The organism is Longimonas haloalkaliphila (genome assembly GCF_055379825.1).
Map to the genome: position 1 here is coordinate 1,661,750 of NZ_AP043948.1, position 22,147 is coordinate 1,683,896.

Below are 22,147 nucleotides of genomic sequence, written 5' to 3' on the forward strand. Positions count from 1 at the left end.
TCGTTTGTTTATGGTGGTGTTTATGGCCAGCCGCACTGTTGACCCGGAAAGAGATTGGCTACGGGGTCAGGCGGATGCGTACGTCGGGGGGAGCGGTGGGGCGATGCGCTCGCGAGCGGGCGTCAGACGAAGAGAGGAGGCGGTCGGCAAGCGTGCGTGAGAGATCGGTGTGGCTGTAGTGTGGCAACTCGCCAGGGCGGCCGACCCAATGCAGGTGGTAGCCCGGTGCCGGGCGCCGTGCCTCCGGATCAGGACCGGGAGCCAGCGTGCTTGCATGGCTACGTCCGGGAATCGAAGCATACGGATGACGATGGCCTGCACTCGGATAGAGTCGCTCCGGCAGGTGGTGGGCGTCGCCCCACAGCGGCGCCCGAAGCCGGTGCGGCTCGACCGACTCCCAGCGCCACTGACGTACATCGGAGCCATGCGTGCGCTGCAAACGCTCTACGGCCCGCGCAAAAGCACGTCGGTAGCGCACCGATGCAAAGTAAAGCGCAGGATCCAGCCGGGTAGGCCCTGCACGAAGCGCCTCGATTTCGTCCCACCACATGCGAAAGAGGGATGCGCCAATGCTCGACGGCTCAAACACGCCTTCCCAGTTCTGTACAAAAGTAGCGGCAATCGCCTGGAGCGAGTCCGTTGGCGGATGGGTCGCGAGTGCATCCTGCAAGGGAACTACCTTCTGCTGTGCCCAGGTACTCGTGTCGTCGACGGCCCATGCATCCACAGCAGCCTGCCGGTCGGCATACGTCTGAAAGCGATGGGCCCAGGTCGCGCGCCATGGCGACGCGCTCATCACAACGCCCACCGAGTCGCCTGCGGCGTTTCGGATCGGGGTGGATGGCCCCGAGACAGCAGGCGCCTCGCCAGCGATGTGCCGGAGCGTGGCTGAGGCATGATGCGGGAGCGTAGCCGGATGGGGAAAGCGATTGGCCTGTGCAGGCAGCGATGCACGATACGGAAGCGTGAGCGCCCAGGTCGAGTCGGCAAGCGTGAGCGCCAAGGTCGAGTCGGCAAGCGTGCTGTCGCGGGCGCGCTCCTCCGCATGCACTTCGAAGACGCGTGCTGTGCCGGTGAATGCCGTGCTAACCAGGGCTTCGTGTCCGCCCCGCATGCGGATGCGCTCGGTGGCGAGAGACGTTGCCGCATCGTCGGGTATGCGCATCCAGCGTGCCGTAGCATGCGGCAGGGTCAGGTGGTGCGCAGTGCGAGTGTGGTGCGCGAGCGTCCACCGGGTGCCCGGCACGGTGGCGACCCAGGCCGTGTCGGACGAACTCGTATACCAGACCGGAGCAATCAGCGGGTCGATGCTGTGTCCGCGCGTCAACCGGTAGCCCAACGCAGGTCCGGCTCCTTCTGAACCGTCTGAACCGGATACGTCCAGCAGCCAGGCCATGCTATCGTGCCAGTGGTGCAGGCCAAGCCAGTCCCGCAGGTCATGGTCTACGGATGCAAAAGCGCGCATCGACTCGGAAGCAGACGCCGGGAGCGGGGGGCGCTCGGTTGCCATCCAGGTGAGCAGGTGCTCCACGGCCAGCGTGTGCCAGGGGGCCCACGGAGCGGGCGGGTCGCTAAGAAGGGCGAACGGAGGCTGCGACTGCACGTAATCGGTTGCGAACGCCGCGTTTACGCCCTCGGCATAGGCTGCGAGCCAGGCCTGGTCGCCGGCCGGCAGGCGCCACGTGTGTTCCTGGGCGGTGCGGGCCCACCCCATCTTGCGGGCGTGGCGGTCGAGGGGGAGGGCATCAGACGTGAGCCAGTTTGTGAGTCCGCCACGCGCTGCCTGGCGCCAGAGCACCATCGCCCAGGCGTGCCGCATGCCGTGGACCATGCCAAGGGCCCGGGCCGCATCGCGTTCTGAAGAGGCGTCTACGTACAGGAGTGGGGTATCGTCCTCCCAGCCTACGGTTGCACTGGCGGACTGGCCCGGCAGCGAGACCGACGAAGGGGGAGCGGCCGGTGCTGCGACCTGGGTCCACCACAGCAACCCCAGAGCCGTCAGAAACGCGCCAACCAGCGCAGCTACAGCGAGACGGTAGACCATGGGAGAAAGGCTTGTAAAGGGCTTATGCCGTAGAAGCAACAGGAGCGCGCGCATCCAGCCACTGCTCGAAATCTGGCAGCGACTTCGCGTTCAGGCACGCCTCTGCCGTGAGCCCACCCTTACGTGCCGCCTCCACGCCCCAGCGCACGTTGTCGAGTTCGTCCGTGGAATGCGCATCGGGATTGATCGACACCAGCACGCCCTGCTCAATCGCATAGCGCACATGGGTCCAGTCCACGTCGAGGCGATAGGGATTGGCGTTGAGCTCAATAGCCACGTTGTGCGCGGCGCAGGCATCGATGACGGCCTCGTGGTCAATCGGATAGCCCTCACGCACGAGCAAGAGGCGCCCCGTGGGGTGCCCGAGGATCGTTGTGGCCGGATGCGAAACGGCGCGGATGATGCGCTCGGTGGCCTCCGCCTCGGTCATGCTAAAGCCCGAGTGCACGCTCGCCACCACCAGGTCAAACTGCGCCAGCAGCTCATCGTCGTAGTCGAGCGAACCGTCTTTTAGGATGTCGCTCTCGATGCCCTTAAACACCCGAAACGCTCCATCGTCGTAGGCGCCGTTGAGCGCGTCGATGGCGTCGTGCTGCGCGCGTACCTCGTCGGGCGAGAGCCCGCTGGCAACGGTGAGCGACTGACTGTGATCGCAGATGCCGATGTATTCGAGTCCGCGCGAGCGCGTCGCCTCGGCCATGGCGCGCAGCGAGTGGGCTCCGTCGCTGTACGTGGTGTGGTTGTGCAGCGTGCCACGCAGGTCGCTAAGCGTAATGAGCGCGTTGGTATCTGGCAGCGCGGCGAGGGTGTCGGTCCACAGCGCTTCGCGGAGTTCAGGGGGATGCGGGGCGCTGTCGAACGACGCAAAGACCGTCGCTTCATCGGCCATGGCCGGCAGCGAATCGGGAGCGTCTGACATCGCGTCGCGATAGCTCTCGGATCCCGTGTGGTACCAGAGTGCCGTTCCAAGTTCATCTGGATGCACGCAGTAGATCGAAACAGGAAAGCCGTCGGGAAGCGTAGCCGTCACAGTAGCACGGACGTACGGCGGGAGCTCTTTGTCGGAAGCCGACGCGTTCTCGTACTCCGCAGCGTCCAGCGCATCAACGAGGGCGCTGGCGTCTGCAGCGCTAACGAGCGTGAGCTCTTGCAGCGTTGGGCACTTTCGCCGGAAGCCGCCCGCCAGCGCCACGGGGGCGCTGGTCGCCTCAGCGAGCGTGTCGCGGAGCGAGCGGGCGGCGGCATACACGTCGGCATAGCGACGCTGGGCATCGTACCGCCGCAGCGCGCGCACATGCTTCAAGATGTTGGCCTCGGTCTTGGCCCCGAACCCGCTAATCTGCTGAATCTGATTCGACTCCGCAGCAGCTTCAAGTTCATCGAGCGAGGTAACGTCAAGCTCCTTCCAGAGCGTGCGCACCCGCTTTGTGCCCAGCCCCTTCACGCGCATCACGTCGAGGAGTCCGGGAGGCACGGCGTTCAGAAGCTCGTCGCGCAGGTCGAACGAGGCACGCTCGAACAGATCGTTGAGCTGCGCAGCGAGGCCTTCGCCAATCCCGTCGATCTGCTGGAGCGTGCCGCGGTCTACGTAGTCCTGGAGCGGCTCCTCCATATCGCGGATGGTGCGGGCGGCGCTGCTGAAGGCTCGCGCCCGAAACGGATTGCCACCGGTGAGTTCGATAAGTTGCGCGGTTTCTTTCAGTACCGCCGCTACTTTTTTGTTGGTCATGCGCGCCGTTGCGTTGAGAAAGAGAAGCAGACATACACGTACAACGGACGGCATGCCGGGGGGATTGTTGCGCACAGATGGTGCGAAGCGCGCAATACAGCAGCTACGGGGTCTGCTGCTTCGGAATCGGAATCAGCACGAATGAGATGAAAAGCTGAGCGGCGAATCCGATCGCAAAAAAGAGCGGTTCGCCCAACAGAAGCAGGTAGACAGCCCCTACTGTTGCAGCGGATTCAGACAAAGCCCAGCCCGTGATCGTGTACGTGCGCCTGGATGCAAAATCCGTTGCAGCATTCCACTTCATGCGCACAGCCAGCACGCTGCCGAAGAACACGAGAAAGAGGAGCGAGGCACCGGTCTGGGCGTTCGCTTCAACGGCCAGGAGCTCGGGGGCGAGGGGACCGCCGTTTTGCGTCAGAAAAGTCGCAATGCCTCCAAGGGCGAGGCTGCCCGCCAGTAGGGCAAACCGGATGACCTGTAGCGCGTTTTTGTGCACGACCGTTGAGGATTGTGATTCGATGAGACGCGAAGCGATGCCGGACCCGGGACAGATGGGCTGTACGCATTACTACACGCACCAGAGCGTCTACGCTGCGTATCCGCCTGCCTTCCCAGAGACCGGTGGACAGAGGTACACCGTACAAAGATGCACCGTACAAAGATGCACCGTACAAAGATACAGATGCGCTGCAGGGTCGAGAGGCATTATTTAGTGAAGTTAAGATGAGGGCTGTTCATATGCCAGACGACAGGTCAGATGCGACACGTCATACGGTTCGGGTGCACGACGGCACGCGGTGGCATGCGCTTTCGGTGCCGCACGGGGCCGTGCTGCGAGATGTGCTGCTACGGCATGGCCTGTCGCCCTACACGGCGATCACCCGGCGTGCCAACTGTGGCGGACGCGGGATCTGCGCGACCTGCGGGGTGCGCATTGTGGAGGCGGTAGCGCCAACGCACTGGCACGACCGGTTGGCGAAACGATACGGGTACCCCCGGCTCTCGTGCCAGATTCGCGTTGAGCACGCGCTTACCGTGCGTCTGGTTACGGACAAATGGATATGGGGGCGACGGAAGCCGAACGACGCGTCGGGGGCCTCGTAGGAGCATTCGTACGCAGCTATTGCTCGCATTGGGCGGGTGCCAGAAAGATGCCGGGCGGATGTGCTGCTCCGATAGTTTACACATGACCAGACTCCCTTATGACACAGCCTGCTGTTCCTCCCGATACGTATGCACGCGCCACCGCGTACACCGACGTGTTCGACCGCATCGATGCCCTTTTAGAAGGAGAGACCGACTGGATTGCAGCGATGGCCACGGTGGCGTGCGAGCTGCATCATACGTTCGACTACTACGACTGGACGGGCTTCTACCGGTCGGTATCAGACGACCTGCTGGTCGTGGGGCCGTACCAGGGCTCGCACGGGTGCCTGCGCATTCCGTTCGACCGCGGCGTGTGTGGGGCGGCAGCGCGCACTCGCGAAACGCAGTTTGTGCCTGATGTTGAGGAGGCTGCCGACCACATCGCTTGCTCTTCATCGACGCGCTCGGAGGTGGTTGTGCCGGTGACAACGCCCGACGGACAGCTACTTGCGGTGCTCGACATCGATTCGGATACGCTGGACGCGTTCACGGAGACGGATACGCAGATGCTGGAGCAGCTGGCGGAGCGCCTCGGCAAGCAGTTCGCGTCGACCGAGCAGCGATAGCTGTGTGCGGTAGTGGGCTGTGCGTGAGCGAGTTGCGTAGAGCAGGATCCAGTGCGAAGCCGCTCTTAACGGCGTCGTGTAATCTGGCGGGGGTGGCGCACCTCAACTTGTGGCGTGCCCTCATGCAGACGGATGCGTCCGCGCACGCAGATCTCGGTATCGCGGTAGAGGCGTTCCGGGGCTACGCTCCACTGGCCCCGGTGCTCGCCCCAGATTACGACCGTGAAGGGCTGGTCCGGATACGACCCGCCCATGTTTAAGAAGGTAGGCGCGCCCCCAGTGCGCGGGACATATGATGTGTTGGTGACAGGGCCGCAGACTTCAGCGGGCCTGTCGAGGTGTGAGCGGGCTTCGGTAGCGCGTATCGTGACTTCAGGCTCGACGTTGTTCCCCCTTTCCGGCTGAAAAACCCGAGATAGGAGCAGTCCAACCAGCAAGAGCGCGGTAAGAACGATAAAGAGAGACTTCCATTCAGAGAGGCGTTGCAGCATGTGAGCGTGCGAGAGCAGGCACTAAGCAGCAGATAGTTGGCTGTACGGCGGCTTCCACACAGGTTGTGCGATCTGTTTCTGCGATCTGTAAAAGAAGCACGACAGAGCATACGATTTGAGGGCCTGCCGCGTTGCATGATGGGCGCTATTCAGCTGGTAGCAGGCTTCAGGGCAGAAATTGGCACGCGGCACACAACCGTAGTGTTGTCGGGTGTGCGAGACACGTGAAGCGCACCGCCAATAAACTGCGTCCAGTACCTCATCCGGTCGAGTCCTTGCTTGACCGATGGATCATCGCGGTTGGCGGTCCAGTCGCGCTTGTCGTTTCGAATAGAGAGGCAGAGGTGCTTCCCGTCGCGGAAAAGCCGAACCATGATGTGATCGGGGGCTGCGTGCAGCCGGGCAGACCGGACAGCCTCTTCAGCAACCCGGTACATCAGGAGGGCTGTAATCTGATTGGTAACAGACGGAACAGGCGGATAGCTGACGAATCGACACGTGCCGCCGAACTGCTCAGACTCCTCGCGCGCGAGATCGTCGAGGGCTTCGGCGAAGCGGCCCTGCTGCAGCGATACCGGAACGAGTGTATGCGAAAGCTGACGTGCTTTTTCGGTGCCATCTCGAAGAGCCCGTACGACAGCGTCAAGGTCTTCGGCACTGCAGTCTTCTCCGCGCTCTACCTTGCTTTTGAGATTCTGTACGCTGATGGCGGTAGCCGCCAGGTGCATGCCGAGCGTTTCATGGAGCGACTGGCTGATGCGATGGCGCTCATCTGCGTGTTGCGTGGCCATATGGCGGTCCATGCGGCGGCGCTCCGTAATGTCTACGCCGGCGAGTACGAATGACTGCACGCATCCCGACGCGTCGCGCTGGGCGGTGCAAGAGCCTTCAATGAAATGCGGCGTACCGTCTTCGGCTACCCACCGAATGCGAAGGTGAACGCAGTTCGTCTCTCCATTTCGCAACCTGGACAGGCTATTGTTGATGCTGTCAATCTCTTCAGCGGTTTCGAGCAGGTCGCGTACATCGCGGCCACATACATTGGCTGCGGAGGAGCCTACCAGTTTGGCATATGCGTGATTGGTGTACTGGATAGTACCAGACACGTCCATCTTGACGACAATAGCTCCCATTGCGTCTAAGAGGTCGTGTATTTCGGTATTGCCAGAAGGCTCTGAGACGGGAGGTTTTTGCGCAACAGCCCCCGACTGCCACTGCGCAGGTGTAATGTCAATAAAGGTTAGCATAAACGCTGTGCGGTGGGGAGAAGTAGATGGTGGGGGACAGACCTCGGCAGATGGTACGCAGTTGGTGGAGGGCGCCAAAGGCTAACACATCAACTCATGAATCAGACTTTGAGTCAGCAATACGCGTTCCAGTTCTATGGCCTGCTTTTACCCTGGGGCAACAGGTGGTGGGGAAAAGCGCAGGCGTTTTGTAGGTAAAGCTACATGTTCAATGGAACGTTGGTGTGGGTACACAAGACAACAAACAAAAAAAGAAGATGTGCAATTGTAAACTTGTATGAAGTTGTCTCTGGCGCGCCTTGTAAGCATAGATGTCGAGGCCCCCGGTATTTTCAAAGGCGAAATCCTCATCTGTATCCGGACATGGGGCCTGACCGACTGGTGTAAAGGTGGGGGCGAACGGCAGACCGTTCGCCCCAGAAAAAGTGTTGTTAGGGAGCGGTTACGTAGAGTCTCTTTTACACGATGCCCTTTTGCGTCCCCTTGGCGCTACTGTATGCAAAGAGAGGCGTGCAGAAGACCCCGTCACTGAGCTGTGTACCCGCCGTCAAGGACGAGTTCGGCTCCTGTTACGAATCGGGACTCGTCTGAAGCGAGGTAGACAACGGCGTAAGCGATGTCTTCGGGCTGGCCCATGAATCCAATCGGATGCATGGCATCGAGCTCATCCTTTGAAGCATTGCTCATTTCTGCTCCGTAGTCGGCCATCCCGGTGTCCACGTATGCCGGATGGACTGAGTTAACACGGATGCCGTCATCGGCGAGCTCGATGGCAGCGTCTTTGGTCATTGTGCGCACAGCACCCTTGCTCGCCCCGTAACATACGTGCTTGGCGGAGCCGACGAGTCCGGCAACCGACGACAGGTTGATGATAGAGCCGCGGCCCCCCTCACGCATGGCAGGCACGACATGCTTCATTCCGAGGAAAACCCCCGTTACATTGATATCCATGAGGTGGCGCCACTCTTCGACTGTGGTGTCCTCAAGCGGCTTGATGAGGTAGATGCCAGCGTTGTTCACAAGCACCGTAGGAGCACCCAGGTCATTGCGCACAGAATCGACAACACGCTCCCAAGCGGCTTCGTCGGTTACATCGTGCGCGTAGAACTGCGCGGTGCCTCCGTCATCCCGGATATGGGCAGCGGTGGCCTCTCCGTCCTCTTCATTGACATCCGTAATGGCAACCTTGGCACCTTCTTGAGCCAGGTGTCGTGCGGCGGAGCGTCCAATGCCTACGGCGCCTCCGGTGACAATAGCAACTTCGTCTTGTACACGTCCCATAATGGTCTGATAGAGCTTAAGCGAGAAATAGGCGATGCACTACAGTTCGCGAACAACCTTCAGCATATCGGTTGAGGTGATAACGCCTTCGACCTGGCCGTCTCGGGTCACAAACAATCGGCGGATGCTGCTACGAAGCATCACATCGGCGACCTGCTGAATCGAAGTGTGTGGGTTCACGTCGTAGATCTCGGGCGTCATCACGTCGCGCACGGTTGCCGTGGTTGTTTCCGTAATACGAAGCGCTTCCACTTCCTCCTGTGCGTAGTCGGCCGCGAGTTCATCATGGTACGCTGTATGTACATGCGTGCTGATGCCGTTGCCACCGCCGCTAAGGTGCTGCGTCAGATCCGTCACAGAAACGACACCGATCAGAGCGCCTGCTTCGTCTACAACCGGAGCGCCCGTTACATTATGCTCGATAAAGAAGTCGGACAGTTCCTGTAGAGAGCGGTCGGCCTCTACGGTATGCACGGTGCGCGTCATAATGTCTTTGGCCTGGGTGTACTTCATGGCTGCGTCCGGTGGATTCGTTAAAGTAAAGGGTAGTGTGAAAGTAATTGTAGGTACCAAGCGCTATAAAAGTATTCGCCTGGGGAAGGATCTGCTATCGGGCTTTTCACTGCATAGCATGTGGGGACAACACGCAAGTGTTCCTGAATCGTGGCCTGAGGCACGTCGGGCTGCAGGCCGGTCGAGCGACAGCCAAACGTCGATGTAACATATATCAGGCCGGGTGCGTCTTCCGGATGCACGATCGCTCTCACTCAATCCTACACATGGCCATGAACGTGTTATCATTGATCACGCCAAAAAAACAGACGCTGTCAGCGGTGCTGTCGGCGCTCACTATCCTGTGTGTAACTGTTGTGCTTACCGGGGTTGGTAGTTGCGAAGCCGGGCAGTCTACAAGTACGGTTACGGTGTCCGACTCTGCAGCGGTAACGACGGCAATAGAGGCCGGGAACGCGGCTATCTCAATTGGCAGCGATGCGACGATCACAGAGCCTATCAGAGGACGCAATGGCTCAATTACGATCGGAGAGCGGAGCGAGGTACGTGCTGTAGAGAATCGCAATGGAGCGATCACGCTCCGGCAGCAGGTGACTGCTACATCGGTTGAGAACCGCAACGGATCGATCACGCTTGACGGAGAGAACAGGGCAACCACGCTTATCAACCGCAACGGATCGATCACGATCGGGGCCGGGAGCAGTGTGAGTGGTGCCGTAGAGGCGCGCAATGGGCGTGTTGTCGTGGGTGAGGCGTCTACGATTGAGGGAACGGTTCAAACTCGAAACGGCAGCATTCGCGCCGATGAGGGCAGCCGTATTGGAGGCGACGTGCAGACGCGCAATGGCCGCATCGACCTGATTGCGACAGAGGTGCAGGGGGGCGTCGACTCGTATAATGGGGACATTACGCTCCGCGATGGAGCCACCGTCGAAGGCGATGTGGTGCTGCTCATGTGCTCGGACTGGTCGCCATCGATGGGAGGTGGTCCCCCCGTATTGCGCATCGGAGCGGAGAGCCGCATAGACGGACGCGTTGTAGTGGACGAACGCGCCGAGGTTGAGATCGCCAACGGGGCCGATGTGCCCGAAGTGGAGCGCATGCCGCATCGAGACGACTGCTAAGAACCTGTTTTGATTTCTTAATTTGGGCTCCGAGCGGCGGCGCTGGACTGGGGCCGAAGGGCATGCCCCTGGTGCAAATTGCCCCCGATGTCGGCCCGTAGCCCCGGCTACGAATCGCCATCGTGGTCCAATTTTCGCCTCAGCGGCGCTCGCTCTCGCCTACAAACCAAAACCCAAACAGGCTCTAAAGCAGATGGCCCGGACATGCAGCCGGAGAGTCAGCCGACTGTACTACCGTTATTGACATGTGGTTATTGACACATGCTCAGCAGGGCATGCGTTCAGGGAGCCGGGGCGCTCTGCGCTTCGGCTTCGTTGAGAGCACGCTCGGTATATGCTTGAAGCGCGTCGATCTGATCACGACTGAGCCACTGCCCCACCAGGGCCAGTGCATAAGTGAAGATCACCAGAACAGCGGCAGCAGGCATCGACCAGAGCCACATTGCGTCCATGCCAAGGCTCCACTGCGTAAGTCCCACAATACCACCGATAAACCCGGTGAATCCGGCAAGGGCATACATGGCCATGAACATCGTCCACACAGAGGGGCGCGGGCCATATACCCCACGTACACGTGTGCCGCCGTTACCAGACTGCAGGTCGAGGCTCAACTGGGGCGACCAGAACCATTCCTCCTGCGGCGGTACGCTAATGGTCACATGCTTATTGTAAAAAGAGCCTGAATACCCTTCGTTGGTCGACTCTACATACGCTTGAATCATATCTTCGGCTTCATCTGGCGAGCAGGCAAGGTGCCGCTCGAACATAGGCCGCATCCGAAGGCTCTTCATCCGTTGAGATCTGTTTTATATGTAAATAGTGAACATGGGATGAAGGTGTAGGTGGAGCAGACCTAAAAAGATCCACAGCGCCAACGCCGCTGGTGCCGTTAGAGGTCGGTTGATTACAGGCGTGGCGTTGTCGAACGCCCAGATTGGCGGGCTGTGCGGAGGGCGAGCGCCGGATAGTCGGTGATCAGTGCATCCACACCGCGAGCAAGCAGGGTAGCCATTTCGGCGGGGTCGTTTACCGTCCACACCTGCACGTGCATCTGTAGCGCATGTGCGGCGCGCACGAAGGACGCAGAGGCCACGGGCAGCCCACCATAGCGATGGGGCACCTGAAAGACCCCACCAGGAGGCCTGTAGCGGGTATGCAGCCCAACCAGGTGGCGGGCGTAGAAGGCCGCGGTCTCCGTCATCGCCATGTTTGTGGGGATGCCGGGACGTAGTTTTCGGAAGCGACGGAGCGTTTGGGCATCGAAGCTGGCTACAACGAGCCGGTCGGTGCGCCCGGTTGCGGTAACGAGGTCGCTCATGGCATCGGCAATGCCTGGACCGATGCCGCCCTTTAGTTCCACGATAAGCGGCGTGTCGGGATACCGCGTGATAACCTGGCGCAGCGTGGGAAGCCGAACGCCTGCGCCTCGATACGGATGCCGCCCATGCGCATCTGCCCACGAGAAGCCGGCATCGAGCGTGCGCAGCTCCTGTACCGACAGCTCAGAGACCGGTCCGGTGCCATTGGTCGTGCGGTCGACGGTCGGGTCGTGGATAACGATGAGCTCGCCATCGGAAGCGCACTGCACGTCGATCTCAAGGGCGTGGGCGCCCTGATCGAGCGCCCAGTCGCATCCGGGTACAGTGTTTTCGGGCGCGCCGCCACGTCCGCCCCGGTGGGCAATCACCGTGCAGTCGCGGCAGGCAAAGAAGGGAAGATACATGCCGGGGGAGTGTTAAAGCGATAGGCCGATCAAGACAAATATCAGGAAGATCGGAATACCGATGATGATGCTGATAATGATATTTGCCACGAGGTGGTGTCCGAATACGGCAAACGAGCGTTTCAGGAAGCTCTTGTCGATGAGCATGGTATCGGGTACGCGGGCGCCCGTCTCCTTCTCTATCTCGCGAAGGCGCATGCGCAAGGCGCGCACCTCTACGCGAAGCTCGTGCAGCTCATCGTTCTCCGGTTCGGAGGCATCTCCGGGAGTGAAGTCATCGTCGAAGCGTCGTTCAGGCATGGTGAGAAGGGTGGTGTGTGCGTGTGGGAGCGAAGATCGGTATTGGCAAAGCAGGGCAGTAGCATGACACCTCCAGCATGTAAACGTTACGTCTGAACCGCGAACATGAACGCGAAGGGAAAAGCAGCGCACACGCAAGGCGGCGCCTGATGCTACGCAGCGATGGGCTCGAAGTGTGCGGTGAAGTGGCGCAGGCGTTTTGGCTCGTGCGTAATGGCATAGCCTGGGAGCGTGTCAGCGCGCTCTACGATGTCCTCAAAGCACTCGATGACGTAGTCGACGTGCGATTGCGTGTAGACCCGCCGGGGAATCGCCAGGCGCACCAGCTCCATGGAAGCGGGCTCCTCAGAACCGTCGGGCTGGCGCCCAAACATCACCGACCCGATTTCGCACCCCCGAATGCCGCCGGTAAGGTAGAGCGCTACGGCGAGAGACTGACCGGGGTACTGAAGCGGCGGGAGGTGCGGGAGCAGTGCGTCTGCATCCACATAGACGGCGTGTCCGCCAATGGGCTGCACGACCGGCACGCCCAGGTCAGTGAGCGCTTCGCCCAGGTAGCGCGTCGAGGCCATACGGTAGGCCAGGTAGTCCTCGCGCACGATCTCCTTCAGACCCTGTGCAATCGCCTCCAGGTCGCGCCCGGCGAGCCCGCCGTATGTCGGAAAGCCCTCCGTAAGAATCAGCTGGTTGCGTGCTTCCTCGGCCCAGATGTCGTCGTTGAGCGCGAGCCATCCGCCGATATTGACGAGCGCATCCTTTTTCGCGCTCATGGTCATGCCATCGGTATAGGCAAACATCTCGCGCACAATGTCGGGGACGGACCAGTCGGCGTATCCATCTTCGCGCATCTTGATAAAGTACGCGTTCTCGGCAAACCGGCACGCATCCATAAAGAGCGGTGTGTCGTAAGCATCGCAGACGGCCTTCACTGCTTTGATGTTGGCCAGCGACACGGGCTGTCCGCCCCCTGAATTGTTGGTTATTGTAAGCATCACCAGAGGGATGCGCGGGGCTTCCTCATCCAGCAGGGCCTTTAAGCGATCTACGTCCATGTTGCCCTTGAACGGATGCAGGTTGGCCGGGTCGTGGCCCTCCTCAATGACAAGATCGACAGCATCGGCGCCGGTCGCTTCGATGTTTGCGCGCGTCGTATCAAAGTGCGTATTGTTGGGGATGATGGCGTTTTCATCTGCCACGATACCCATGAGGATGCGTTCGGCTGCTCGGCCCTGGTGGGTGGGGATGACATGCTCGAAGGGCATCAGGTTTTGTACGGCGCGCTCGAATCGGTAGTACGATGAGGAGCCCGCGTAGCTCTCATCGCCCTGCATGAGCCCGCCCCACTGCGCTGCGCTCATGGCTGCGGTGCCCGAATCGGTAAGCAGATCGATGATGACATCGTCGCCGTCGAGGTTGAATAGGTTATAGTGGGCATCCTGAATCAGGGCGGTGCGCTCCTCGCGCGTGGTGAGACGAATAGGCTCGACCGACTTGATGCGGAATGGCTCGATAATAGTGTCCATGACAGGGTAACATGGCTTGACGAAGAGAAACGGCGGGCGCGTGGGGACTCCCCATAGAACGAAAACGTTACACAAAACGCAAAACGACCGCTTCCTCGCAAGAGCGGTCGTTCTGTGTGCGATGCTGTAAGGCGTGTCAGTAAGAGGCAGAGGCCAGTTCATGAGTTATCGTCGGAAGGCGACGCAACCTCGCCCATGTCGAGTCCGGAGCCGCCCATAATGGTGTCGAGCTCATCGGGCTGGATGTTTCCCACGATGTTGATGAAGAGCAGGCGCGCGTCAGAAGGATCGCTCACCATAACGGTGAGTCCAGCCACAGCGTCGTCGTGATGACGCATCAGCATAGACACGCGCTGGTCGTCTTCGCGCACGAATACAACCTGCTCCCACCCTTCGCTTTTCAGGTCGTCTGTGAATCGGTCGAAGTGGGCCTCGTAGTCGGCGGGAGACGCATCGGCGATGGGGAACCCGCGCACCTGAATGGAGCGCAAGTTCTGCATGAGCCGTCCGGCATCGCTGTTTTGGCGCTCGGCACGGCTGCTCACCATGTCGAGGAGGGCGCCCTGGATATTGACTTCAATGTTTGGGCGCATGTCGAGCGCTTCTGCAAATTGATTCAGGTCAACATAGCCGGGGTCATCGCTCACGGGAGGAGACTGGGCGTGCCCTTCATGAGGAGTCCAGAGCGCCATAGCGCCAATCAGGACGGCCACAAAGAGGGTGGCAAAACGGAGGGTGCGCATGGGAAAGCAGGGTTAGGGGGTATCTGGCGAGGAAGAGGAGGCGTCACGGAGAGGCCGGAAGGCACGTTCCATCTCGCGCTCGGCGCGGGTGCCTGCCTCCTGGCTTACATCGGAGATATAAGCCAGCACCCATTCGGCATCGGCCTGGGCTTGAGCCACATCGGCATCGGTGTAGGGGGCTTCGATGGGCGCGTCGGCAACAGGCGCGTGCTCCGTGCTCGTGGTAAACGGCTCGGCCAGGAGCACCCAGGCTAGGGCAGCAACGAGCAACGCACCGATCGCTGTAGCGGCCATGCTGCTATACGCCGGCTGCGAAAGCGCATCAAGCGCCCGGGCCACGCGGTCGAGCCAGGAGACCGAGGCGTCCTGCGACGACTCCTGCCCTGCCCGCGCAGCACGGGCCGACGTAGCGCGTACGGTCTGATCCAGAATCGCTTCTGTGCAGGCAGGCGGACACGCAGGAAGTTCTGTCGTCTCTAATGTCTGGTGGATGCGCCCGGCATGCCTTACCTGCGCGCGCCAGTGCGGCGAGGCGTCGAGAGCAGCAGAGAACCGCATGGCCTCATCAGGCGGAAGCGTGTCGTCTACGTACGCCTCCACGCGCTCGTCCATCCAATCATCAGGCGGTAGCGGAGCATTAGGTCGGTTCATAATCGAGCACTTCGGCGAGTTCGTGACGGAGTTTCTTGCGGCCGCGGTGGATATACACTTTCACCGTGTTAATGGGCATGTCCAGCGCGTCGCTGATTTCTTTGTACTTCATGTTTTGGATCTCTCGCATCGTAACCACGCTGCGGTACGGCTCGTCGATCTCGGCGAGTGCCGCGTCTACGCGGGTCTCAAAGTCGGTCGCTTCGGCATCGGCATGCGGGTTGGCTTCGTCATCGGGGGCCCGGTGCAGGTTCTCTGAGTTGACCGTGACTGACTTGCGACGGGTCTGGCGCTTGCGCAGTAGGTCGATGCACGCGTTGCGCGTCACCCGCATTAGCCAGGCGATGGCGCGGTCGTCGTCGACCTCGTCATAATGGTTCCAGTACCGGATGAACACGTCTTGCGTGACATCTTTGGCCGCAGCGTCATCCTTCAGGTAGGAGCACGCAAAACCATAGATGCGATCCTGATACTGGTTTACGTTTTCCGTAAAGGCGTCCACAAAACAGCTGGGTGAGTAATGAGGGCGGAAGCCGGCAGGGCGAGAGCATCTCGTCGATTCACCCACACCACGCATAGCAGCAGCGCAATGTTACACAGAGGTGTAAACATGCGTTGAAAGAAGCAGTCCGGAGGCAAAAGACAGTTCGGCAGTACCCTGCAAACCGATCTGTTGAGCGTGCACCGGTTCATACCGGTTCATAGGTTGGTCCATGGGTATGGTCTATGCATGGGGCCGATACGCAGGTCGATACGCAGCGTGGGGACGCTACGGAATAACCCAACTCCCTTGCCAGGCGCTGTCGGTCCAGCGGAAGCGAGCGCGGTAATGGCCTTCGGGGTGCAGGTGCAGCCACGTGATCTCATCGATCACTGTACGTACGGCAGCGAAGTAGCGGCGCCCGTTGCGCACGTCGTCTTGAGAAGGAGTGTCGGCTTCCTGCACGTTGGGAGCAATGCCCGATGCAGGGGCATCAACCGGCGTGTTGGGAGCGGTTGGTTTCACGTAGATCGCGCGCTGGCGGGGCGTTGCATCAGCCCAGAGCGCATCCGCCACGCCGTCGTCGGTATGCACGGTCGCAGTGCCCTTTAGCCGCAGCTGCTCTGCAGTATCTGCATTCCAGTGGTGCCAGGCGATGCGCTCGTTGCCGCGAATCTCACCGATCTTCTGAGAGCGGCGGTCGGAGTGAAAGGCCAGCATGCGGTCGGCGCGACTTGCCTTTCGCAGCACCACGGTGCGCAGGTTGGGAGCCGCAAGCGCAGTAGCCAGGGTGGGCGTGTAGAAGGGATGTGAACGGTCATGCGCCCCCGTCTCGACATAGGTCCAGATATGGTTGAGGAGGGACTCAAGATCAGAAAAACGGGCCATAGCAAAGAGAAAGACAGAAACAAAGCGTATGTTGAAGCATCCGGGCGAGGGGCATACCGGAACAAACAACCGGCCTGCTTTGGACTACCGCCCGGTGCCTTCCATCCCGTCTTGCAGGGAGTACAGAATGCTCAGGTAGCTCTCATAGCGTGCCGGGTGAATTGCCCCTTCATCTACGGCATTCTTAACGGCACAGCCGGGCTCATGGTCGTGCGTACAGTCGTCAAACTTGCAGGCATCGAGGTACGGCACAAACTCCACAAAGAAGTGGCACAGATCGGCGGGATGCATCTCCACAATGCCAAACTCGCGCACCCCCGGCGTATCCACGATATGTCCGCCATCGGGCAGCGGATGTAGCGCGGCAAAAGTGGTGGTGTGGCGCCCCTTCTGCGTCTGCTCGCTAATCGACTTCGTCTCGATGTCCAGGTCCGGAGCAATCGCGTTGATCAGGCTCGACTTGCCAGCGCCCGAGGGGCCCGTCACAACGTTCACCTGGTCGCGAAGCGCCGCGTGCCAGTCCTCGACACCGGCCTGAGCGGTTGCGCTGGTGCAGTAGACCGGATAGTCGAGCGCCTCATAGCGGGCCACTATGTCGGCGACCTTCGCTTCCTGATCAGCATCCATCAGGTCCATCTTGTTAATAACGAGGCCAGCCGGGATGTCGTGCACGCCGGCCATCACCAGAAAGCGATCCACGAATGCTGGGTTCAGAGGCGGCTGCTGCACAGCTTGCACTGCCCAGGCCCGATCGATGTTCGACACAATGATGTGCTCTTGGTTCACGCGTCGCCCCGCTGCCCGCCGGCTCAGGCGGTTCTGCCGCTCATGAATGTCGATGATCATCCCCGTTTCGTCATCCTCGTTGTAGCGGATCGTCACCCGGTCGCCCACCGCTACCGGATTGGTTACGTCGGTCTCATCAAGCCGAAATTTGCCGCGAATGCGCGAGGCAACGACGCTGGGCATGTCAGGATCATCTGCCGGGTCGACCTGCACCTCGTACCAGCTGCCGGTGGAGCGCAACACGCGCCCCTCGTACGTGGGGGAACTACTCATAGAAACGGGGCCCTGCAAGAAAGAAAGCGATTTCAGACATGTTCAAAGCTCCGCCCGCCGTGCAGATCCACGGGGCCCGACAACGTAGCAACACGCGACCAACGCGAGACTACCATCACGCGCCTACCACGAAATAACACAGGGGGATGCGGAGCGCCGGCGCGGCGATTGCCAGCGGGCACCTATGCCCGTGGCGTCTGTATACGATGCAGGCACAGCCTCTATCCCCCATTCCTACCAGACCCCGAGAGCGGTACGCATGTCAGCAGACTCTACCTCCTCTTCGCATCGCGAATCTACGCCTTCTGACGCGCCTGAGCGCCGCCACGAGCAGCTGAACTGGCTCGGACAGGCTGTCTACGCGGGCGGTATGCTGCACCGGCTGTCGCGCCGCGCTACCGAGGCCGTGCAGTGCCGCGCATCCGCCATTGCCAGGCGCTCTACGAAAGCGTTCTACGAGGGACTCGACCCTAACGTTGACGATGCAGTCATTCTCGACGAGGCCGAGGATACGTCAGGCACACGAGACGAACCAGACGCACGGCCCGACACGTCCACCAGCGAATCTCATACTCAGCGATAGCCGGCCAAGCGTCGGCGTGTGCGTCCGAGCTGGGGCGGCACCTCATCGGGCGGTGTCAGCTCGCCCCGCAGGTTGCGCTGCATGAGCGTGCGCACGCGTTCGGGGGAATGGCCCTGCTCGAAGAGATAGTAGAGCTTGGCGAGGGCTGCCTCGGTAGTCATGTCGTAGCCGCTCACCACACCCACGTTGGCGAGCGCGTGTCCGGTAGCGTAGAGGCCCAGGTCGGCCGTGCCGTGCAGCGGCTGCGTAACGTCGACGAGGACGACCCCGCGTTCGCTGGCGGCCCGCAGCGCATCCATAAAAGCTGTGTTGGCATGAGGGGCGTTGCCCGAGCCGTAGCACTCCAGTACAACCCCCTGCACCGGTGGGGCGAGCACATTAGAGAGGTAGGTGGCCTCCAGCCCCGGAAACACCCGAAAAGCTGCCACGGTGGCGTCGCCGAGGGCGGTAACGCTGGGCACGCGCCGCTCAGGAGCCGGCTCTGGCACAAGCGTCCAGTCGATCTCCACGTTGATGCCAACGGTGCCTACAGGCGGAAAGTTGGGCGAGGCAAAAGCGGCGAAGGAGTCGGCATTGACTTTGGTAGCTCGCGTGCCGCGCAAGAGGCGGTCGTTGAAAAAGACAAATACGCCGCTCAGCCGTGCGTGGTGCTTGCCCAGAATGAGCAGCGATGTAAGCAGGTTGCTCTGTGCATCGGTACGGGTTTCAGCGAGGGGGATCTGCGATCCGGTGAACAGTACCGGCTTGTCGAGCGGAGCCAGCATGAACGAGAGCGCTGCCGCCGAAAACGCCATGGTGTCGGTGCCGTGCACCACCAGAAAGCCGTCGTAGTCGGTGTAGTGGTCACGGATCGTAGTTGCGATCTTGAGCCAGTGCGCGGGCGTCATGTTGGCGCTGTCGAGCAGCGGGTCGAACTCGTAGATGTCGTATGTGGGAACGTCATCGCCCTCAAATGCACCTCGCGCCTCGATCTGGGCCTGCAGGTGACCGCGGCGGGTATCGTATGCGCCCGATTCGTACCGGGCCATCCCGATGGTGCCACCGGTGTGTGCAACGAAGATACGAGGCGTTTCAGCCATGGTAGAGAAAGCGTATGTACATAAAAATCAGGAAGACAAAGCGCTTCCACCTGCAATATGCAAGCAGGATGGTAATATAGGTAACATAAAAAGCGTGCGGTAAAGATGCATCCACACGCTGTATCCCCAAATAGCGCATCCAAATAGCGCATCCAAACGCTGCTCCCGAACGATGTCCTCACGGCGTGCAGGTGTTCAGGAAGAACACGCGCAGCGCGTGACGTGAGCCTGCGAACTGCGACGGGTGTGCATAGAAGAGCCGGGTACGCGGGGCTGCGTAGCGCATGCACCGATGCAAAACGGCATGCAGCGAGGCGCAGCGTACCGCATCCCCCTGCATGCCTAACAGGTAGGTCCACCAAGTGCTCTGCTACAGATGGCTGGTGTGGGTAGCTACCGCACCACAACCGGGTCGTCGTTGGAGGCGCCGTTGGTCGTGCCGGCGTGCAGCTTCTTCTCGGCATCGGGCACCGCGAAGAACTCAGCAGGGTCGACAACCGATTCGTCTTCAAGCACGGTATCGATGACGGGGTCTACGCGTTCTACGTAGGTGACCTCGATGCCCTCAAGGGCTTCGTCGCTGATCTCTTTGACGTCCTTCTCGTTTTTCTTGGGAAGGACCACCCGCTCGATGCCAGCCCGTTTTGCAGCGAGCACCTTCTCTTTGATGCCGCCTACCGGGAGCGCAAGACCGCGCAGTGTGATTTCGCCAGTCATGGCCACGGTATGCTTTACGCGCCGCTGCGTGAAGGCCGATACCAGAGAAGCCAGAATGGAGGTGCCGGCTGAGGGTCCGTCTTTCGGGACCGCTCCGGCCGGGATGTGTACGTGGACGTCCCAGTACCGGAAGGCCTCTTGTGGAATTCCGAGCTCGTCGGAGTGAGCTTTTACGTATGAGAGCGCGGCCTGAGCCGACTCTTTCATTACGTCGCCAAGCTGGCCGGTCAGGATCATGCGCCCCGACCCACGCGAGAGCGAAGATTCAATAAACAGAATATCGCCGCCCGTGGGCGTCCAGGCCAGTCCGGTTGCTACGCCCGGTACTTCGGTACGCTCCGCGACATCCGAGAAGTACTTGCGCGCGCCGATGTAGCCCTCGATATCGTCGGGGGTAATGGTGGTTGACTCGATTTCCTGGGTGGCCACCTTCTTGACGACGCCGCGCGCGATAGAGCCGATGGTGCGTTCCAGCTGGCGTACGCCCGACTCGCGCGTGTAGCCATCGATCAGCTCCATGAGCGTCTCATCGGAGAAGCCGAGCTGTTCGTCGGTCAGTCCATTTTCCTCGATCTGGCGGGGCAAGAGGTACTGCTTGGCGATCTGCAGCTTCTCGTTCTGCGTGTAGCCGTTGATCTCGATCATCTCCATGCGATCGCGCAGCGGAGCGGGGATCTGCTCCACGTAATTGGCGGTCGCAATGAAGAGCACCTTCGAGAGGTCGTAATCGAGCTCCAGGTAGTGGTCGTTGAAATTGTCATTCTGTTCGGGGTCGAGCACTTCGAGCAGCGCGCTGGAAGGATCGCCGCGAAAGCCGCTGTCGAGCTTGTCGACCTCATCGAGCATGAGTACGGGGTTGTTGGTACCCGCCTTCTTCAGGCCCTGCAGGATGCGTCCGGGCAGTGCTCCCACATAGGTACGGCGGTGGCCTCGAATTTCGGCCTCGTCGCGCACGCCGCCCAAGCTCATACGCACAAACTTGCGCCCGACAGCCCGTGCCACGCTCTTGCCGAGGCTGGTCTTACCTACGCCGGGCGGCCCGTGCAGGCAGAGGATCGGCGCTTTCATATCTCCTTTGAGCTTCAAGACCGCCAGGTACTCCAGGATGCGCTCCTTCACGTCCTCAAGGCCATAGTGATCTTCGTTGAGGATCTCTTCGGCCCGGTCGATGTCGAGTTGGTCGTCGGAGTACTCAAGCCAGGGCAGATCCAGAATCCAGTCGATGTAGTTGCGCGTCACGGCATAGTCGGGCGCCGCGGGATTGGTGCGCGAGAGGCGCTGCAGCTGCTTGTCGAGCTGTTCGCGGGCCTCTTCGGGCAGCTCCTTCTCGCGGGCGCGCCGGCGAAGTTCTTCCACTTCGCTATCGCCGGCTCCTTCGCCGAGCTCCTCTTGGATCGCCTTCATCTGCTGGCGCAGCAGGTACTCGCGCTGCTGCTCGTCGACATCCGTTTTCACGCGCGAGCGGATCTCTTCTGAGAGCTCGAGCACCTGCAGTTCTTCGTTCAGCTGATCGAGCACCTTGTTGGCGCGCTCTGTGACCGATCGTGTCGACAGGATATCCTGCTTGCGCTCGACCTCGACCTGCAGGTTAGAGGCAATAAAGTGCACGAGAAACGTAGGCGACTCGATGTTTTCAATCGCTTCGGCTGCTTCGCTGGGCAGGTTTGGCGACTTGTTTACGATCTGTACGGCGAGTTCCTTGATAGAGTGGATGAGCGCCTGGATTTCGAGATCGTCGTCGGCTTTTTCCTCATCTATGGCGCCGACCGTGGCCCGAAAATAAGGGTCGACCTGCGTGTACGCCTCGATCTGGATGCGCCGTTTGCCTTGAATGACGATCGACTTCGACCCGTCGGGCATCTTGATGAGCTTCAGGATCTCCGCAACGGTACCGACTTCAAACAGATCGCCGGGGGCGGGGTCTTCTACATTGCTTTCGCGCTGTGCAACTACGCCGATCAGGCGATCGGCTTCGAAGGCCTCGCGTACCAGCTTCAGCGATGTGTCGCGCCCAACCGTGATCGGCAAGACCACGCCTGGGAAGAGCACGGTGTTGCGGAGTGCCAGAATGGGAAGGTCATCTGGAATGTCGGCATTGCTCATCTCCACCTCCTCATCGGGAGTGGGGAGCGGAATGCGCTGCTCAGGACCGCTGTCCTCAGCATCCATAGAGAACAGATCACTCAGGTCGAGTTCTGTCATAGAAGGTTGGCCGATGAACGAGAAAATACACTACACAGCTACACTACACAGCGCACG

Annotated in this window: 22 protein-coding genes; 4 read left to right on the forward strand and 18 right to left on the reverse strand. The window is 60.6% G+C overall.

Annotated elements, in window-relative coordinates; all coding sequences use genetic code 11:
• Window positions 1-58: 58 nt before the first annotated feature.
• The 3 genes from ACZ48V_RS06590 to ACZ48V_RS06600 form a co-directional block, all read right to left on the reverse strand.
• Entirely contained in the window at window positions 59-2,044 is a 1,986-nt protein-coding gene (locus ACZ48V_RS06590) for a penicillin acylase family protein (RefSeq protein ID WP_464542767.1), read from the reverse strand.
• Between the two features lie 22 nt (window positions 2,045-2,066).
• Window positions 2,067-3,773: a helix-hairpin-helix domain-containing protein gene (locus ACZ48V_RS06595; protein WP_464542769.1), complete on the reverse strand. Its 1,707-nt coding sequence runs from the start codon at window positions 3,771-3,773 to the stop codon at window positions 2,067-2,069.
• Window positions 3,774-3,876: 103 nt separating this feature from the next.
• The gene (locus ACZ48V_RS06600; RefSeq protein ID WP_464542771.1) at window positions 3,877-4,269 is read right to left on the reverse strand and encodes a hypothetical protein; all 393 of its coding nucleotides are present in this window, start codon (window positions 4,267-4,269) and stop codon (window positions 3,877-3,879) included.
• 242 nt (window positions 4,270-4,511) lie between these two features.
• On the opposite strand from ACZ48V_RS06600, the gene ACZ48V_RS06605 reads away from it, so the two are divergent.
• Window positions 4,512-4,877: a 2Fe-2S iron-sulfur cluster-binding protein gene (locus ACZ48V_RS06605; RefSeq protein ID WP_464542773.1), complete on the forward strand. Its 366-nt coding sequence runs from the start codon at window positions 4,512-4,514 to the stop codon at window positions 4,875-4,877.
• Between the two features lie 98 nt (window positions 4,878-4,975).
• A complete protein-coding gene (locus ACZ48V_RS06610; RefSeq protein WP_464542774.1) occupies window positions 4,976-5,485 on the forward strand; it encodes a GAF domain-containing protein in 510 nt (169 codons plus the stop codon).
• 65 nt (window positions 5,486-5,550) lie between these two features.
• Here ACZ48V_RS06610 and ACZ48V_RS06615 read toward each other — a convergent pair whose 3' ends face one another.
• From ACZ48V_RS06615 to ACZ48V_RS06630, 4 genes are all read right to left on the reverse strand, one after another.
• Window positions 5,551-5,976: a hypothetical protein gene (locus tag ACZ48V_RS06615; protein ID WP_464542776.1), complete on the reverse strand. Its 426-nt coding sequence runs from the start codon at window positions 5,974-5,976 to the stop codon at window positions 5,551-5,553.
• Window positions 5,977-6,125: 149 nt separating this feature from the next.
• Window positions 6,126-7,223, reverse strand: coding sequence for a sensor histidine kinase (locus tag ACZ48V_RS06620; protein WP_464542777.1), 1,098 nt, complete (start codon window positions 7,221-7,223; stop codon window positions 6,126-6,128).
• Window positions 7,224-7,748: 525 nt separating this feature from the next.
• On the reverse strand, window positions 7,749-8,504 hold the full coding sequence (locus tag ACZ48V_RS06625; RefSeq protein WP_464542779.1) for a glucose 1-dehydrogenase: 756 nt from the start codon (window positions 8,502-8,504) through the stop codon (window positions 7,749-7,751).
• Between the two features lie 39 nt (window positions 8,505-8,543).
• Window positions 8,544-9,017 carry a CBS domain-containing protein gene (locus tag ACZ48V_RS06630; protein ID WP_464542781.1) on the reverse strand — a complete coding sequence of 158 codons (474 nt, stop codon included), beginning with the start codon at window positions 9,015-9,017 and terminating at the stop codon, window positions 8,544-8,546.
• Window positions 9,018-9,289: 272 nt separating this feature from the next.
• Between ACZ48V_RS06630 and ACZ48V_RS06635 the strand changes: the two genes are divergently transcribed.
• The gene (locus tag ACZ48V_RS06635) at window positions 9,290-10,141 is read left to right on the forward strand and encodes a hypothetical protein (protein WP_464542783.1); all 852 of its coding nucleotides are present in this window, start codon (window positions 9,290-9,292) and stop codon (window positions 10,139-10,141) included.
• 281 nt (window positions 10,142-10,422) lie between these two features.
• Here the strand turns inward: ACZ48V_RS06635 and ACZ48V_RS06640 are convergent, their stop codons facing one another.
• The 9 genes from ACZ48V_RS06640 to rsgA all read right to left on the reverse strand — a co-directional run bounded on the left by ACZ48V_RS06640 (window position 10,423) and on the right by rsgA (window position 17,509).
• Entirely contained in the window at window positions 10,423-10,932 is a 510-nt protein-coding gene (locus ACZ48V_RS06640; protein WP_464542785.1) for a hypothetical protein, read from the reverse strand.
• Window positions 10,933-11,045: 113 nt separating this feature from the next.
• On the reverse strand, window positions 11,046-11,864 hold the full coding sequence (locus ACZ48V_RS06645; RefSeq protein ID WP_464542787.1) for a glycerophosphodiester phosphodiesterase: 819 nt from the start codon (window positions 11,862-11,864) through the stop codon (window positions 11,046-11,048).
• 12 nt (window positions 11,865-11,876) lie between these two features.
• The gene (locus ACZ48V_RS06650; RefSeq protein ID WP_464542789.1) at window positions 11,877-12,164 is read right to left on the reverse strand and encodes a hypothetical protein; all 288 of its coding nucleotides are present in this window, start codon (window positions 12,162-12,164) and stop codon (window positions 11,877-11,879) included.
• 152 nt (window positions 12,165-12,316) lie between these two features.
• Window positions 12,317-13,687 (reverse strand): tryptophanase, encoded by a 1,371-nt coding sequence (locus ACZ48V_RS06655; protein WP_464542791.1) that lies wholly within the window; start codon window positions 13,685-13,687, stop codon window positions 12,317-12,319.
• 158 nt (window positions 13,688-13,845) lie between these two features.
• On the reverse strand, window positions 13,846-14,430 hold the full coding sequence (locus ACZ48V_RS06660; RefSeq protein ID WP_464542792.1) for a DUF4252 domain-containing protein: 585 nt from the start codon (window positions 14,428-14,430) through the stop codon (window positions 13,846-13,848).
• A gap of 12 nt (window positions 14,431-14,442) precedes the next feature.
• Window positions 14,443-15,081, reverse strand: coding sequence for a hypothetical protein (locus ACZ48V_RS06665; protein ID WP_464542794.1), 639 nt, complete (start codon window positions 15,079-15,081; stop codon window positions 14,443-14,445).
• A complete protein-coding gene (locus ACZ48V_RS06670; RefSeq protein WP_464542795.1) occupies window positions 15,068-15,583 on the reverse strand; it encodes an RNA polymerase sigma factor in 516 nt (171 codons plus the stop codon). Before ACZ48V_RS06670 ends, ACZ48V_RS06665 begins: the two co-directional genes overlap by 14 nt.
• Before the next feature lie 267 nt (window positions 15,584-15,850).
• The gene (locus ACZ48V_RS06675; RefSeq protein WP_464542797.1) at window positions 15,851-16,450 is read right to left on the reverse strand and encodes a pyridoxamine 5'-phosphate oxidase family protein; all 600 of its coding nucleotides are present in this window, start codon (window positions 16,448-16,450) and stop codon (window positions 15,851-15,853) included.
• 84 nt (window positions 16,451-16,534) lie between these two features.
• Window positions 16,535-17,509, reverse strand: a complete 975-nt coding sequence (gene rsgA, locus ACZ48V_RS06680) for a ribosome small subunit-dependent GTPase A (RefSeq protein ID WP_464542798.1) — start codon at window positions 17,507-17,509, stop codon at window positions 16,535-16,537.
• Window positions 17,510-17,768: 259 nt separating this feature from the next.
• Between rsgA and ACZ48V_RS06685 the strand changes: the two genes are divergently transcribed.
• Entirely contained in the window at window positions 17,769-18,092 is a 324-nt protein-coding gene (locus ACZ48V_RS06685) for a hypothetical protein (RefSeq protein ID WP_464542800.1), read from the forward strand.
• On the opposite strand, the gene ansA is transcribed toward ACZ48V_RS06685, so the two are convergent.
• Together ansA and lon are read right to left on the reverse strand one after the other, a co-directional pair.
• Window positions 18,083-19,171: an asparaginase gene (gene ansA / locus ACZ48V_RS06690; RefSeq protein WP_464542802.1), complete on the reverse strand. Its 1,089-nt coding sequence runs from the start codon at window positions 19,169-19,171 to the stop codon at window positions 18,083-18,085. The genes ACZ48V_RS06685 and ansA overlap by 10 nt on opposite strands.
• Window positions 19,172-19,564: 393 nt before the next feature.
• Window positions 19,565-22,090 carry an endopeptidase La gene (gene lon / locus ACZ48V_RS06695; RefSeq protein ID WP_464542804.1) on the reverse strand — a complete coding sequence of 842 codons (2,526 nt, stop codon included), beginning with the start codon at window positions 22,088-22,090 and terminating at the stop codon, window positions 19,565-19,567.
• Window positions 22,091-22,147 lie beyond the last annotated feature (57 nt).

Coding starts and splice junctions, on each gene's coding strand:
- lon (WP_464542804.1), bottom strand. CDS start 22,090: ATGACAGAACTCGACCTGAGTGATCTGTTCTCTATGGATGCTGAGGAC.
- ACZ48V_RS06655 (WP_464542791.1), bottom strand. CDS start 13,687: ATGGACACTATTATCGAGCCATTCCGCATCAAGTCGGTCGAGCCTATT.
- ACZ48V_RS06610 (WP_464542774.1), top strand. CDS start 4,976: ATGACACAGCCTGCTGTTCCTCCCGATACGTATGCACGCGCCACCGCG.
- ACZ48V_RS06625 (WP_464542779.1), bottom strand. CDS start 8,504: ATGGGACGTGTACAAGACGAAGTTGCTATTGTCACCGGAGGCGCCGTA.
- ACZ48V_RS06685 (WP_464542800.1), top strand. CDS start 17,769: ATGTCAGCAGACTCTACCTCCTCTTCGCATCGCGAATCTACGCCTTCT.
- ACZ48V_RS06650 (WP_464542789.1), bottom strand. CDS start 12,164: ATGCCTGAACGACGCTTCGACGATGACTTCACTCCCGGAGATGCCTCC.
- ACZ48V_RS06635 (WP_464542783.1), top strand. CDS start 9,290: ATGAACGTGTTATCATTGATCACGCCAAAAAAACAGACGCTGTCAGCG.
- ACZ48V_RS06660 (WP_464542792.1), bottom strand. CDS start 14,430: ATGCGCACCCTCCGTTTTGCCACCCTCTTTGTGGCCGTCCTGATTGGC.
- rsgA (WP_464542798.1), bottom strand. CDS start 17,509: ATGAGTAGTTCCCCCACGTACGAGGGGCGCGTGTTGCGCTCCACCGGC.
- ansA (WP_464542802.1), bottom strand. CDS start 19,171: ATGGCTGAAACGCCTCGTATCTTCGTTGCACACACCGGTGGCACCATC.
- ACZ48V_RS06620 (WP_464542777.1), bottom strand. CDS start 7,223: ATGCTAACCTTTATTGACATTACACCTGCGCAGTGGCAGTCGGGGGCT.
- ACZ48V_RS06605 (WP_464542773.1), top strand. CDS start 4,512: ATGCCAGACGACAGGTCAGATGCGACACGTCATACGGTTCGGGTGCAC.
- ACZ48V_RS06645 (WP_464542787.1), bottom strand. CDS start 11,864: ATGTATCTTCCCTTCTTTGCCTGCCGCGACTGCACGGTGATTGCCCAC.
- ACZ48V_RS06675 (WP_464542797.1), bottom strand. CDS start 16,450: ATGGCCCGTTTTTCTGATCTTGAGTCCCTCCTCAACCATATCTGGACC.
- ACZ48V_RS06630 (WP_464542781.1), bottom strand. CDS start 9,017: ATGAAGTACACCCAGGCCAAAGACATTATGACGCGCACCGTGCATACC.
- ACZ48V_RS06590 (WP_464542767.1), bottom strand. CDS start 2,044: ATGGTCTACCGTCTCGCTGTAGCTGCGCTGGTTGGCGCGTTTCTGACG.
- ACZ48V_RS06615 (WP_464542776.1), bottom strand. CDS start 5,976: ATGCTGCAACGCCTCTCTGAATGGAAGTCTCTCTTTATCGTTCTTACC.
- ACZ48V_RS06640 (WP_464542785.1), bottom strand. CDS start 10,932: ATGAAGAGCCTTCGGATGCGGCCTATGTTCGAGCGGCACCTTGCCTGC.
- ACZ48V_RS06595 (WP_464542769.1), bottom strand. CDS start 3,773: ATGACCAACAAAAAAGTAGCGGCGGTACTGAAAGAAACCGCGCAACTT.
- ACZ48V_RS06665 (WP_464542794.1), bottom strand. CDS start 15,081: ATGAACCGACCTAATGCTCCGCTACCGCCTGATGATTGGATGGACGAG.